This window comes from Terrilactibacillus tamarindi (assembly GCF_009718825.1).
In the GTDB taxonomy this organism is placed as follows: Bacteria; Bacillota; Bacilli; order Bacillales; family Sporolactobacillaceae; genus Terrilactibacillus; species Terrilactibacillus tamarindi.
The window spans coordinates 24,657-38,095 of sequence record NZ_WNHB01000007.1 but is presented as its reverse complement, the minus strand read 5'-3'; the positions used below and the strand labels follow the sequence as shown (position 1 = coordinate 38,095).

The window sequence follows — 13,439 nt, the reverse complement described above, 5'->3', positions numbered from 1 at the left end:
ACACTTGATCTGTCAGCTTTTTCACCTTACGTCAGTTTTTATGGAAGAAAAATCAAAATCTTACCTCTCCCTTTTTCGGCAATCGCACAGCCATTAACGTAAATAAACAAAACATACACAAATAGCCATATAACGGGTATAAAAAGGTTATTAATGAACCATACCCTATTTGACTTATCGCACAAGTTAATATTAAAAATACGACAATTATTTTTCTATATTCCATACCACTTAAACTTTGAATTTGTCTTGACATGCCAAAGATGTTTCCTATAAATGTCGTGAAAATCTCTCCATAAATAATCGTAACATATAGGAAATGGATGATCGGGCCAAAGTGTTTCACGACTTCAGCTATAGGTATCTCGAACAACAAAACTTGTGGGTGATTTAACAATACAATATGTGACACAAATAGCATCAAGGTAAACCCTATTCCCCCGATGGCTCCACCATAAAATAATACTTTTTCATTGTTTATTTCTTGACCAAGAGGGACCAAAACGGTTAAGGCTGTAATTAAATTGAACGAAACGTAGGATAACGCATGAATGACCCAATGATAATGAAAGGGTTTATTAATGTTCCATATTGTCGCGGGATCAATTTGACCCTGCATCATGAAGTAAAGACCAATGGCTAGAGAAAACGTAATCATGATTGGAACAATGAAAGAGTTGATCAACATGACACCCTTTGCGCCTTTTAACAATAAAATGAAACAAAGAAGAATAGCAAGGGCAATCCCAAAATGTCTTGATAGTCCCCATTGCTCTTGAAAAACAGCGCCGCTTCCAGCCAGCATAACACCTGTCACGCCAAACACGATAAAAAATATTAACGCCTGTATGATTAAACCTATTTTTATTCCAAATATGTATTCTGTTAACTCGTTAAATGACGTTGCTTTGATTCGACCTGCTAAAACTAACATTTTTGTTCCAATCCAAGTAAAAATAACACCACTAACTAGAATCCCAATACTTCCTAAAGATCCGAACTGTGTGAAAAACTGAATAATTTCTTTTCCAGATGCAAAACCCGCTCCAACAATGGTACCGATATAGGTTGCAGCCACTTGAAAAGTCAATCTAATATTACGCATATCGACACCTCTTTAATTTGTCCCAATTCCATACCATTATATAGACAAGTTGCCTGAAATATGCTTGTTAATAATGAAAACTTGCCGATTGCAGGGCCTATAAGGCGAGACAGAGGCTTCGTTGCACGTATAGTTTATATCTTAAAATGTAAATAGAAGTGCCTCAAAATGAGACACTTCTAATCTTTCTTGCTTGATTCAATTCATCGAAACTTAGTATACGTAAGCTGTTCCGATAATGACCAATAGAATAAACAAGACAACGATAAGAGCAAAACCTGAACCAAATCCTGCTACAGATTCTCCCATCAATGCCACCACCTTTTCTTATAGCTTAGTATATACTATGTCATATGCGGATAAGGGTTATTGAAAAATGGAAATTTGGGCCTTGGCCCCTCGTTATTTAAAATAAAATCTTTGGCATGTACAACCGAAATTTATCCCCTCGCTAATCTCGGCTATTGCTTTTACATCCCTTGAGGAAGAGGGCTTCTTTCGGGGAACAGTAAAATCTAATATGTTATACTAATAATTGGTAACACTGATATACATATGATTGGGGGATTATATATGAAAAATTTTCAAAATATTTTAGAAAAATATGCCGAAGTCGCTGTAAAGATAGGCATCAATCTACAAAAGAACCAAACGCTCGTTATTGATGCTCCGATACCGGCACTTGATTTCGTCCATCTTGTGACGAAAAAAGCCTATGAGCTAGGGGCAAAAAATGTCATTGTTAATTGGATGGATGAAACCACCAAACGATTGAATTTCGAACATGCTTCCGAAGAAGCTCTACTTGAATTTCCTGAATGGTTAAAAGTAAAATACGATGAACTTATCAAACAAAATACGGCGATCTTGACAATATACAGTCCAAACCCTGACTTATTACAAGGGATTGATCCAAATCGACTTTCAACGGCCATGAAAACACAGACAGAAGGCTTGAAACATTTACTTAATGCTAAAAAGTCGGCCACAATCAGCTGGTCTATTGTATCTGTGCCTACAAAGGAATGGGCAGCCAAAGTCTTTCCTAATCTTTCAAAAAGTGATAGTGTGGAGGAACTTTGGAAACAAATCTTCCATACCACTCGTATGACTTCTGAGAATCCTGTTAGTGAATGGCAATCTCATATTGATCGATTCATTGAAAAATTAACCTTTTTAAATGAAAACAAATTTAAAACGTTGCACTATTATGGTTCTGGAACCGATCTAACGATTGATTTGGCAAAGGATCATATCTGGTCTGGTGCAGGTATGACTAATCAAGAAGGGACTTACTTTGTCCCAAACATACCAACTGAAGAGGTCTTTACAATGCCCGCTAGAAATGGGGTCAATGGGACTGTAACCAGTACAAAACCATTAAACTATAACGGAAACTTAATAAACCATTTTTCACTAACTTTTAAAGACGGCCGAATTATCGATTATAAAGCAGAGGAAGGCTATGAAATTTTAAAAGGCCTAGTTGAAACGGATGAAGGTTCTCACTACTTAGGTGAAGTGGCTTTAGTCCCTCATCATTCACCGATTTCAGATACAAACCTTATTTTCTATAACACTTTATTTGATGAGAATGCTTCATGCCACCTTGCTATTGGTTTCGCCTATCCATTCAATATCGAAAATGGAACGAAATTGACTGAAGAAGAACTTGCAGAACACGGGGCTAACTTAAGTCTTGTTCATGAAGACTTCATGGTGGGTTCGGCAGATCTTAACATTGATGGTATAAAATCAAATGGTGAAAAAGTAGCCATTTTTCGTAATGGTAACTGGGCATTTTAAGCACCTCAAAAAAACCCGCTCTGACAAAATGTCAAAGCGGGTTTTTCTAATGCTGACTTTCTCTTACTCTTCTTTTTCTTTCACTTCTATATGACTCTCTTCCAATTTAAAGTGTGTCAGCATGTCATTTAAGAGACTGGCATGCTCATCTAAATCCGTTGCTAACTTATTTAGAACTTCCATTGAAGACGTTTGTTCTTCAACAGATGCAGCTATTTCTTCTGTTGCAGCAGCTGTTTCCTGACCGATCACGGTTATACTATGAATATTGTTTTTAATTTTTTGATTGTCTTTCAGCATTTGTTCCATAGATTGGGCAATCTTATCAATAAGGATGGAACTACTCTGCGAATAGTCACTAATTCGATGAAACACTTTTTCGGATTGACTGACAACACGGAATTGTTGTTCAAGAACTTTACTAGTACTTCCTGCGAGTTTAACCGTACGATTTGTGTCACCTTGAATATCCCCTATGATTGAAGAGATTTCTTTTAAAGCCTCATTCGTTTGTTCAGAAAGCTTTTTCACTTCATCTGCTACGACAGCAAATCCTTTTCCATGCTCACCGGCTCTGGCGGCTTCTATGGCAGCATTTAAAGCAAGTAAATTTGTTTGGCCGGCGATTTCAGCCACTGTATTGACAATCTTACTTACATTCTTAGATCGTTTGCTTAAATGAGTAATGGCTTCGATGATATCTGCCGTAATACTCGTCGTATCTTCTGACTGTTTTCGTAAACTTTGAGCGGCTAAATTCCCCTGTTCACTGACCTCTGTGATTTCCTGGGCGCCTTGCTTAAATACATTCACTTGTTCACTCATATTTTCTAGTTCATCCGCAAATTCATCTGTCGCTTTAAGATTACGATCCATTAATTCAGATTGATTATTCGCTCCTACGGATATTTCCCCCATCGTCGTCGCAATTTCATTTGAAGAAGCCGTATTTTCTTCAGCACTTGCAACAAGCGTCTGTGAAGCTTCCTGAACATTTGATGAAATAAGCTTAATATTCTCGATCATTGATTTGTTTTGAGTAATCATTCGATTTACACTTAATCCTAGTTGTCCAATTTCATCGTTTTGGAAGAAGTTAACATGATTTGTCAAATCACCTTTTTCAAGGCTCTCTATAGCGCCTTTTAAAGTATTTATTCGTTTTTCAATTTTTTGTGTGATGAAAATGGCTATACCAACCGCCAACAAAATAACAATGGCTAAAGCAATGAGAATGGTTGGTAAAATTCCTTGAGCTTTTTGGGTAAATTCACTCTTATTGACTTGTCCTACAATCGTCCAATTTGTCGTATGATTTTTAACAAATGTGGTGATGTGATCGACACCCTGATCTGTTTCAGTATAAAGACCATCTTGCCCCATTTTTTTCATTCGGTTTAGATCAAATTGTTTGGATGCAGACTTTCCGAGAAGTTTATGATTTTGTGCTGCAAGAAACGTGCCCTGTTTATCTAGCAAGTAGACCTGCCCCGTCTCACCAAACTTAACATGATTAATTTGATTAATTAATGTGCTAAGTGAAATATCAACCGCAAAGACGCCTTTTAATTGATTCCCTTTGTACACGGCATGGGCCACCGTCACTAACAATTGTCCATCGGTGGCATTTTTATACGGCTGAGTCCAAATGGTCTTTTCCTTATTTGCTAAGGCCTCTTTATACCACGGCCGCGTTCTAGCATCATAATCCTTAGAAAGATCTTGCCTTGGATAGATCGACATCTTTCCTTGTTTTGATTCACCAAAATAAATATTCATCACGTTCTTGTTTGTCAGACCAATATTCTCAAACTGGCGATCATATAGCGTTTTTTCACCATTTTTCAATTCTTGGCTATTCGCTACAACATTAACGAGATTCTCTGTATCGTCAACAAACGCATCAAAATTATCGTTTACGGCTTTTAACTGACTACTCACTGACTGTGATAATTCATCTTCAACTAAACGGGCACTATAAAAATAACCGATGAGAGATAATGCAACTCCTGATATCACAATGATTGAGATAAACGGAATTAACAGTTGTGTTCTTAACTTGGTGATTCTTTTTTTCTTTTCTTTAGGTTCTTTTTTTGTTTTAGACTCCAAAATTCCCATCCCCTTTTTTTCTAAAGCATGCTATCTCTATAAGTGAAACTTCCATCAGTGGGGGTTTTCTTCATCCCCACTGATGGTTAGCTGAACCAATCGGACCTTTACGGGCAGTTGATCCCCACCTATCTTTTTTGAATACTCGGAATCTTGAGGTTGGGTCTTTACTTGCCGTTAAAGTGGGGTAAAAAGATTCGATATAACCAGTAAAAAAGTCTTATGCACATAGTTATTATCGGTTAGAATGAGGGTTTTTTAATATCTAAATATAAAAAGGTTAACTAAATACAAATTCTGCCTCATTTAGATAAAACAGAATTGACGCTAAACAGAAAAACTGCCTCCCATTTGTCATTAATGTCTAACAACTAGGATGCAGTTTAAACAATTGACTGATAGAAGGCAGAAGCTACATCTTCTTTCGTCATCTACTTTATTTTCATTTTTTTATCGTTCGAGGTTTACTTACATTTTTATTAGAAGAAAATAGAACAAGAATGATGCAGCGAAAAATGAGGGCCAAAACGAGGCCAATCACCATACCTGCTAAATCAAACGTTATAACGTCAATCAGATGTCCAGTTCTTCCAGGAATAAAGCGTTGATGAAATTCATCGATACACGCATATAAAAATGGGAAAAGAAGGCCGAAAAAAATAGCGATTCGACGCATCAAGCGTGTCGTTAAAAGCAAATTAACAAATAAAAAAGTGAGAACAGCGTATTCCGTCACGTGGCTCATCTTTCGAATCACAAATTCGACGAAAGCATAAGGATCCTGTGTCGTTACGAGTGTTCCATCGTACCAAAAAGAAACATGGGGAAGTGTATTGGCGTTCCAGTCAAAATGAGACCGTAAAAAGGGCTGAATATTTTGCTGTTGATAAGGTGTGTTAGATGCCTGAAAAATAGCGACAATGAGGATTAAAATTAATATTAACCAAAAATAAAACCCAAAATGACGACGCATAAGAAATCTCCAATCCGAAAAATTTATTCTTATCTAGGGGTGCATTCTTGTTCTATGTAAGAGTTTAATTAACTATTAAATACTTTGATTTAAACTAAACTATGAGACTCTGAAGTTATACCTGTTATTATAACCTAGGTTCATTGAAAAGTAAGACTATTTTTTTCTTACTTTTCAGTTTTTCATTTGAGAATGAACCGTGTGCATATGTCTGAATTGAATATTTAGTTTAGCCGATTGACATCGTTTGAATTGAATCAAAAACTAAGGGAATCAGGAGTTGGTGCGATCCTGATTCCCTTGTTATTTTCCGTTCAATATTGTTTTTGATTTTCCATTTATAGAGTCAACAATAGATTCATTTATTCGCTCGACTAGCCAATTCGGCAATTTGGTCATTGACATGATTATCAACGAGACCGCCATGATAGCAAATAACTTTTTGTATATCCCAAGTTGTCAATTTTTTTAACGACGTCATGGCCATATCCATATCAGGGGTCACCGCTTCTCTTGGTCCTTCAAGCTGCCCATGGTTAGCAATCAGCGCATCTCCTGCGATAAGGACTCTATCCCTGTGACAATATAAGCTAATGTGTCCCGGTGTATGTCCAGGGGTATGAATGACTGTCATACCACCACACTGAGGTAAATAATCACCATCCGTTAATACGTGATCCACTTTTCCCTTAGGCGGTAGGGCTTCAAGTTTTTTCTTAGCCTCCGCTTGGACCTCGGGAGAAAATCCACTTATTCGATCAAGTAATGCCTCTTCATTAAATTTTATTAAAGGACATTCTCCTTCAATGTAAGGTTTATCTAATGGATGGGCGTATACAGAGAGAGATTCATCCAAATCATGGACAAGTTCAGACAAGCTTCCGATATGGTCGATATCTTGATGTGTTAAAATAATCGCTTTAACTTTGTCTAATGAAATTCCTGTTTCTTCTATGGCATGTTCAATGAAATGACTTGATTCTGGTGTTCCTGTATCTACCAGAATAGCATCTTGATCATCCCAAATAAGGGTTGGAAAAATCGGACTTGAATTTCCAAATAAATTCATCTTCACATCGATGGTTTCAATACCTTTTGTAATCCTCATATCCGTTTGGCTCAAGACCTGAGCCACACCTCCCTGATCTTTTTTTATAAGATCCACTCACTGTACGTTCATCCATCCAAATCGTCGTTATCTCGTTTTTATATTATATCGTACATTTAGTTTCGCTTCTAATTATAAGATCGCTCATTTCCATTTAGAACATGAAATAATACCAAAAACCACAGCTTCCTTAAACCGTGGTCTCCGTATTTAACCTAAGTTGTTAAACGGCATAGGATACAATGAGTTCAGCTTGACCGTTTAATGAAAATGAATCAACACTTGCCGGAATAATAAAGTGATCCCCTTTATTAATTTGGAATTTTTGACCGTCTATTGTCATATCACCAGATCCAGCAATGACACTTGCCAATAAAAACGGCCAACCTTTCTCAATCGTTTTTGACTGTCCACGAATATCCCATTTTGAAACGGAAAAATATTTTTCATGGCATAATTCTGTAAAAACAGCTTGATCTTCTTGTTTAACGTGATACGTGAGTGTCGGGTCTTCATGTGGATAATGGGTTACATCAATGGATTGTTGAATATGAAGTTCTCGCTTATTTCCATGAACATCTTTACGATCATAATCATATACACGATAAGTGATGTCCGAGCTTTGCTGAGATTCGAGAATAAGTATGCCTCCACCTATGGCATGGATCGTTCCACTTGGCACATAAAAGAAATCACCTGGTTTGACTTTAACTTTTCGAAGTAAGTTATTCCACTGGCCTTTATCCACCATCTCTTGAAATTCTTCTGGTGAATGGGCTTCGTGACCAAAGACGATCTCCGCGCCTTCCTCGCAATCTATAATATACCAGCATTCGGTTTTCCCAAAAGGTTGATGTTCTTTTTCTTGAGCATAATGATCATCTGGATGAACTTGAACGGATAGGTCCGTCTTGGCATCTAATATCTTTGTTAACAAAGGAAAGTCTTTACTTTTATAATGATCAAAGAGTTCAGGGTTTTCTTTCCATACAGTTTCTAGTGTTTTCCCTTTATGAACCCCATTCTTAATAATAGATGGGCCATGAGATAGAGCTGAAATCCCCCAACATTCTCCCGTCGTTTCTGTTGGAATATCATAGCCAAATAACTCTCTTAAACGGGTACCGCCCCAAATACGATCCTGAAAAACAGGAGTCAGAAAAAGTGGTTCTAAAAGCATGTTATATATCCTCCTTCTATTAAATTGAATATGTATTTTTAATTCCCAAGTAGAGTATATCATGAACTCCTTAAGGCGGGATATGACCAAAAATCTACAACCAATTAAGTGGTGATAAATTCTTTAGGATGAAAGCCTATTTTATAAAACAAAAAGATCTACCAGAGCGTTTTTCTCTGATAGACTTCATATGTTATATAGTTGCACAAAATTTAATAATTTCATGGTCATTCATTTAGTCTTGGACTAAGATCTCATTTAATATTTTATCGTCATGTAAGAATTTCTTCGCTGCTTCTTGATAAGGAGGGTGATGTAAATACGTATAACGAGTTGGTTTAATGCTTGGTGCTTGATCAATGGCTTTCTCAAAATCAGATCGCTTCATGCCCAATGTCTTTGCGTAATTAAAGAAGCCCGTTTCCGTTAAGACGCGAGAGACTCGTTCAAAACGATGATTTTGTACTTTACTCATAATATAAGTAGCGATGCCAACTTGAATTCCATGAAGTTGAGGTTTCTCCGCTAGTTTATCTAAAGCGTGTGAAATCAAATGCTCACTGCCGCTTGATGGGGCACTGCTCCCTGCAATCTCCATTGCAATACCGCTCATAATAAGTGAATCCACTAATTCTTTTAAAAAGAAATCATCTCTAACATTTTCAAAAGTTGTTCTAGCAAAACTGTTGACCGCTTTTTTTGATAACATGAGAGCACAGGCATCGACCTGTCCTTTTTCATGTTGTTCTTCATATTCCCAATCGTACAGAGCTGTTATTTTTGACATTAAATCACCAACACCAGAATGAATAAACATTTCAGGAGCCCCTTTTATCACATCGGTGTCAACGATAATACCATAAGGCATCTTTGCACTTACAGAGACACGTTTCCCTCCTATTGTTAAAGAAGCATTCGAACTCGCGAACCCATCATTTGATGTTGAGGTGGGAATACTAATAAAAGGTACTTTTCTAAGTAATGCCATATATTTCGATGCATCTAATGCCTTGCCTCCACCTATGCCAACAATGGCTTGCGTTTGATTAGGAAGCGAAAAAGCTTGATTTACAATATGATTCATATCAATATCCGTAACTTCTTGTTGATGAAGAACGTCAATATGAACTTTATTCAGGGAGTCTAATGCTTGAGAGCCAAATAATTCCGTTAATCCTTCACCCAAAAAAATGACAATACTTGAGAAACCACTTTTTTGAAGTAAGGGTCCAATGTCGTTAAGCGTTCCTTTTCCTACTTCAAGAATCGTTGGAATTGAAATTTGATGTTCAGACATTTTCATTCTTAAAGACCCCTTCTTCAATAAAGTAATGATGAATGTCTTTATAATTTTTAATCGGAATAAATGGATGTTTTTCATCCTCAAGCAGTGATATTAATTTACCTTTAGCAAATGTCACATCAGCAGTTAATGCTGCCTTTAAATCTGGTGCCGTATCGCCAGCAAAATACACTTTTTCATAACCTTTAGACGCTAAGTCTTTCGTGACTTTGGCTTTATCAATCCCATACATTTCAGAATAGTGTGGGTGGTCTTTTTTTACAGTTAATTGAATGCCGTTGTCTTGAAAACGACCTTCATTCGAATAAACGTCGACACCCTTTATACCTAAGTGTTCAAATAATCGTTTAATATAATAATCTGATCCTGCACTAATAACCACGAAATCGCCACCAGCGTCTTTAACCTTTTCAATGAATGTTTTGGCATATGGATCGAACGGGATATTTATGATATCTTCCATAATTTCTTCTTCACTCCGTCCAATCGATTGAAACAGGTGACTTAAAAAATCAATATCTGTTTGTTGTTTACTATCCCAAGCTTTGTAAAGCTCTTCTTTTTTATCTTGAAAATAACTGTCTATCATAATATGAAAAAAGTCTTTGTCCGTCAGTGTACCGTCAAAATCTGAAATAAAAAGAAATGGTTTTTTTGTCATATAAAACCCTTCCTGTTTCGTATCTGTTATAATACAGTTTCATTTATTATACCAAGCATAAAAAAGTTGTCATTAGTGTGTAAGCGGATTCTATATGGCAAATTTTCGAACAAACACCGTGATGATCACGGCACTCTATCTATAATTTTAACTATAATCAATTTTTTGGATAGTAAAAAAAAGAGGTCACAATACTGTCGTATTATGTCACCTCTTCCTATTTTTATTCCAATTTAAAACCTTGAGAGGCAAGATAATCTCTCATATAAATACGGTTTTTCTTTGATAAATAAGCACTCATACTTTCTGTCCAAGTCGTATCTTTTTGATTCGTTAATCTGTTTTGATAATAATCTTTTATCATCTCATCATATTCATCAAGTAACTGTGAATAGTTAACTTGATCATAAGCATTTTGATGAAGAACGGCTCGTTTTGGTAAACGTGGTTTGACTCGCTGTTCTTCATCAGGTATTCCGACTGTTAATCCAACAAGAGGAAAAACATACTCTGGTATTTTCAATAAATCACTGATTTTTTCGATATTATTTCGAACACTTCCGATATAGCATGTGCCATAGCCTAATGATTCGGAAGCTAGAGTCAGATTTTGAGCAAATAGTGAAGCATCTACCGTCGCAACAAGAAAATTTTCAGTTGTTTCTGTATGTATCGTCACATCGTGTTTTTTACCAGCAAGAGCTAAACGATGATAATCAGCACATATGACAAAAAAAACAGCTGCATCCTTGACATGATCGTTGTACGTCAGTTGAGCACATTCTGCCTTAATGTCTGGATCTGTTACAGCAATAACCGAATAAGCTTGGACAAAGTTTGAGCTAGCGGCGTGCTGTGCTGCTTCAACAAGTTGTTCAATGGTTTCTTGCGGAATAGGTTCAGATTTATATTTTCGTACCGAGACATGATTTCTCATTGTTTGTAGAACATCATTCATTTCTAAGGACCTCCTCTAAGTAACTTTATTATATGGAACAAGAAATGTTGTTATCAAGACAACTACCCACATTCTTTCGGAAAAAAACCAATCAAAAAATGAAATCATTAATATAGCAAAATACGTAACCTTTCTAAACAAAAAAAAACAGATGTAGCTTAAGTAGCTAATCTGTCATCTACAAATAGTTATATATAATCGATTAAATTCACGCTGCCATTTGCCACTTCATCTACTTTGTTCATCGTTTTATCCATACGATCCATTGGATTATTTTTAAAATCAGCATAAGCAAGCGACAAACCGTCAAATAAATCAATGGTTGGTTCGTATAGTCCATGGGCTAAGGCTTTTTCATTTGATAATAAATAGGAAACGGGCCTAAAAGGAAAATAATGCCGTGTTTTTATTTTGTCCGGTAACAGAGCTTCATCTACAAGAACAACTTTGGCCTTTTTACCAACAACTAATTCAGCGGTTTCAATCCATGTTTTCCAATTCACTGGTGTTTTATAAGTGACATTGTAGGCTTTTCCAACAGAAAAAGTATGGTTAATCACGCTTGCCATCATTTTAACAGCATCCGTAATATAAATGAATTGAACCTGACAGTCGCCCACTGGAACGGGTATTGGTTTGCCTTGTTCGATTCTATCAAACAAATAGGCTTCACGATATAAATTGTTACCTTCTCCATAAATGTAAGAAGGTCTAAATATTGTAATCGGCAATTCTTTTACCGCATATGAAAAGACATAGTCCTCAGCTACTTTTTTATCCAGACCATAAACGCCCCAGTTTGGATTGACGCCACGAGAGCCTTCTTCATCAATCCAGCTTTCGGAATGATGGTAGACGCTTCCAGAGCTGCAGAAAACATATCGCTTAAGATCTGACTTTGGTAAAACATCAATTAATATTTCAATATCTTTTTTCGTATAAGCTGAGACATCAAACACATAATCATAAGATCGACCTTTTAAGACTTGTTCGAGTTGATCTTTATTATGCCTATCGGCGATTAAATGTGTTCGAAAACCAGCATAATCTATGGGATGTTGACCTCTCGTTAAAATATCAACTTTATAATTTTCCTTGATTAAGTACTTTGCAAGAGCCTTACTTACAAACTGACTACCACCTAAGACTAATATACTCGTCATTTCATCTACGCCCCTTTAGCAAACACTTAGAGTGAAATATATAATTGCATACTTCCTATTATACGAAATTTAGACAAGAAAAACTATGATTAACTCCCTTGACTTCTTTAAGGTGATTTGCATGTGTTCTCATCTAATGAAGATATACATAATTAAATTTAAATTGAATAATTAAGACGATATGTGACAAACTAGTAAAAGAATGATCAAAGCTGACAAAAGCTAAATTTATTTAGTATGCCTAAATCGTGTTACGGTGTAAATTAGTGATTCTACTCTACTAAAATGGAGGAATGAACATGGTTAAACATACCATTTTCAGTTTTTTTATATGTTGTGTACTTCTACTCTCTGTCACTTCGATTTCTGATGCACAAACGGATTTAAAATCAGCCAATACACTAGAAGATTTCACAACCTCTTTGCTCTATCCTGCAATAGAAAATGCTGTTAAGCACCAATACGGTAAAAAGAATATCTCGATTTCCGATGTTTCATTAATTCGGACAAACAATCTAGATCCTGATCGTAATACGGCATTTGTTTGCACCGTTAGCCTACATACATCTCTAGCTGGACGCAGACCACCTTTTGCCGTTGATACCATAAAGTTTAAAGTCAATAAGGGAGTTATTCGGGTTCTCGAATATAAACATAAAATGATCCCAGCTACATTGTAAACGAAAAAGACTAGGCTATTAGACTAATTATTAAAAATTTGTTAAATGTTTATGTCATTTTGCATAAATATTTAAAAAATTCATAGACATTTATTGAACTGCGTTTTATTCTTATATTAATCATTCATTATTTTTAGTCCAATAAATTATGGATGTTAATACTCAGATAAGAGGGATTGATGTCATTGAATCGAAGAAAAGGATTCAATTTTGCTCTACTTATTTTGTTAATATACGGTATTGTTAATACTGTCTACAGAAAAATTATTCATCACGAACTTGACTATTGGTGGGTTCTTGTATCAATCATTATTTTAATTGGTTTTCTTCCGTTTGAAAAATTACTTAGTAAACGAAAAACTCATATATTTAAAAGTTAGAAAGATGAAT

General features: G+C 35.9%; 13 protein-coding genes. 3 read left to right on the top strand and 10 right to left on the bottom strand.

Annotated features, from left to right (window positions below; translation table 11 throughout):
* Positions 1-52: 52 nt before the first annotated feature.
* Both GMB86_RS05870 and GMB86_RS05865 read right to left on the bottom strand, forming a co-directional pair.
* Entirely contained in the window at positions 53-1,105 is a 1,053-nt protein-coding gene (locus tag GMB86_RS05870; RefSeq protein ID WP_155217715.1) for a YkvI family membrane protein, read from the bottom strand.
* 213 nt (positions 1,106-1,318) lie between these two features.
* Positions 1,319-1,414: a YjcZ family sporulation protein gene (locus tag GMB86_RS05865; protein WP_155217713.1), complete on the bottom strand. Its 96-nt coding sequence runs from the start codon at positions 1,412-1,414 to the stop codon at positions 1,319-1,321.
* A gap of 264 nt (positions 1,415-1,678) precedes the next feature.
* Between GMB86_RS05865 and GMB86_RS05860 the strand changes: the two genes are divergently transcribed.
* The gene (locus tag GMB86_RS05860) at positions 1,679-2,911 is read left to right on the top strand and encodes an aminopeptidase (RefSeq protein WP_155217711.1); all 1,233 of its coding nucleotides are present in this window, start codon (positions 1,679-1,681) and stop codon (positions 2,909-2,911) included.
* 63 nt (positions 2,912-2,974) lie between these two features.
* Here the strand turns inward: GMB86_RS05860 and GMB86_RS05855 are convergent, their stop codons facing one another.
* The 8 genes from GMB86_RS05855 to GMB86_RS05820 all read right to left on the bottom strand — a co-directional run bounded on the left by GMB86_RS05855 (position 2,975) and on the right by GMB86_RS05820 (position 12,369).
* Positions 2,975-5,023, bottom strand: coding sequence for a methyl-accepting chemotaxis protein (locus tag GMB86_RS05855; protein WP_196220135.1), 2,049 nt, complete (start codon positions 5,021-5,023; stop codon positions 2,975-2,977).
* 442 nt (positions 5,024-5,465) lie between these two features.
* Positions 5,466-5,996 (bottom strand): VanZ family protein, encoded by a 531-nt coding sequence (locus tag GMB86_RS05850; RefSeq protein WP_155217707.1) that lies wholly within the window; start codon positions 5,994-5,996, stop codon positions 5,466-5,468.
* A gap of 358 nt (positions 5,997-6,354) precedes the next feature.
* Positions 6,355-7,104 (bottom strand): MBL fold metallo-hydrolase, encoded by a 750-nt coding sequence (locus tag GMB86_RS05845; protein ID WP_155217860.1) that lies wholly within the window; start codon positions 7,102-7,104, stop codon positions 6,355-6,357.
* 223 nt (positions 7,105-7,327) lie between these two features.
* Positions 7,328-8,284, bottom strand: coding sequence for a mannose-6-phosphate isomerase, class I (manA, locus tag GMB86_RS05840; RefSeq protein ID WP_155217705.1), 957 nt, complete (start codon positions 8,282-8,284; stop codon positions 7,328-7,330).
* 235 nt (positions 8,285-8,519) lie between these two features.
* Positions 8,520-9,587, bottom strand: coding sequence for an iron-containing alcohol dehydrogenase family protein (locus tag GMB86_RS05835; RefSeq protein ID WP_155217703.1), 1,068 nt, complete (start codon positions 9,585-9,587; stop codon positions 8,520-8,522).
* Positions 9,574-10,248 carry an MtnX-like HAD-IB family phosphatase gene (locus tag GMB86_RS05830; protein WP_155217701.1) on the bottom strand — a complete coding sequence of 225 codons (675 nt, stop codon included), beginning with the start codon at positions 10,246-10,248 and terminating at the stop codon, positions 9,574-9,576. The genes GMB86_RS05835 and GMB86_RS05830 overlap by 14 nt, the downstream gene beginning before the upstream one ends.
* A 223-nt stretch (positions 10,249-10,471) precedes the next feature.
* Positions 10,472-11,206 (bottom strand): oxygen-insensitive NADPH nitroreductase, encoded by a 735-nt coding sequence (gene nfsA / locus GMB86_RS05825; protein WP_155217699.1) that lies wholly within the window; start codon positions 11,204-11,206, stop codon positions 10,472-10,474.
* Positions 11,207-11,394: 188 nt separating this feature from the next.
* The gene (locus tag GMB86_RS05820) at positions 11,395-12,369 is read right to left on the bottom strand and encodes an NAD-dependent epimerase/dehydratase family protein (RefSeq protein ID WP_155217697.1); all 975 of its coding nucleotides are present in this window, start codon (positions 12,367-12,369) and stop codon (positions 11,395-11,397) included.
* 299 nt (positions 12,370-12,668) lie between these two features.
* Here GMB86_RS05820 and GMB86_RS05815 point away from each other — a divergent pair, with 299 nt between their 5' ends.
* Both GMB86_RS05815 and GMB86_RS05810 read left to right on the top strand, forming a co-directional pair.
* A complete protein-coding gene (locus GMB86_RS05815) occupies positions 12,669-13,049 on the top strand; it encodes a DUF3888 domain-containing protein (protein WP_196220134.1) in 381 nt (126 codons plus the stop codon).
* Positions 13,050-13,234: 185 nt separating this feature from the next.
* Positions 13,235-13,429, top strand: a complete 195-nt coding sequence (locus tag GMB86_RS05810) for a hypothetical protein (RefSeq protein WP_230459014.1) — start codon at positions 13,235-13,237, stop codon at positions 13,427-13,429.
* Positions 13,430-13,439: the final 10 nt, after the last annotated feature.

Excerpts from the sequence above, each read along its gene's own strand:
- GMB86_RS05870 (WP_155217715.1), bottom strand. The coding sequence starts at position 1,105 with ATGCGTAATATTAGATTGACTTTTCAAGTGGCTGCAACCTATATCGGT.
- GMB86_RS05865 (WP_155217713.1), bottom strand. The coding sequence starts at position 1,414 with ATGGGAGAATCTGTAGCAGGATTTGGTTCAGGTTTTGCTCTTATCGTT.
- GMB86_RS05860 (WP_155217711.1), top strand. The coding sequence starts at position 1,679 with ATGAAAAATTTTCAAAATATTTTAGAAAAATATGCCGAAGTCGCTGTA.
- GMB86_RS05850 (WP_155217707.1), bottom strand. The coding sequence starts at position 5,996 with ATGCGTCGTCATTTTGGGTTTTATTTTTGGTTAATATTAATTTTAATC.
- GMB86_RS05845 (WP_155217860.1), bottom strand. The coding sequence starts at position 7,104 with ATGAGGATTACAAAAGGTATTGAAACCATCGATGTGAAGATGAATTTA.
- manA (WP_155217705.1), bottom strand. The coding sequence starts at position 8,284 with ATGCTTTTAGAACCACTTTTTCTGACTCCTGTTTTTCAGGATCGTATT.
- GMB86_RS05835 (WP_155217703.1), bottom strand. The coding sequence starts at position 9,587 with ATGAAAATGTCTGAACATCAAATTTCAATTCCAACGATTCTTGAAGTA.
- GMB86_RS05830 (WP_155217701.1), bottom strand. The coding sequence starts at position 10,248 with ATGACAAAAAAACCATTTCTTTTTATTTCAGATTTTGACGGTACACTG.
- nfsA (WP_155217699.1), bottom strand. The coding sequence starts at position 11,206 with ATGAATGATGTTCTACAAACAATGAGAAATCATGTCTCGGTACGAAAA.
- GMB86_RS05820 (WP_155217697.1), bottom strand. The coding sequence starts at position 12,369 with ATGACGAGTATATTAGTCTTAGGTGGTAGTCAGTTTGTAAGTAAGGCT.
- GMB86_RS05815 (WP_196220134.1), top strand. The coding sequence starts at position 12,669 with ATGGTTAAACATACCATTTTCAGTTTTTTTATATGTTGTGTACTTCTA.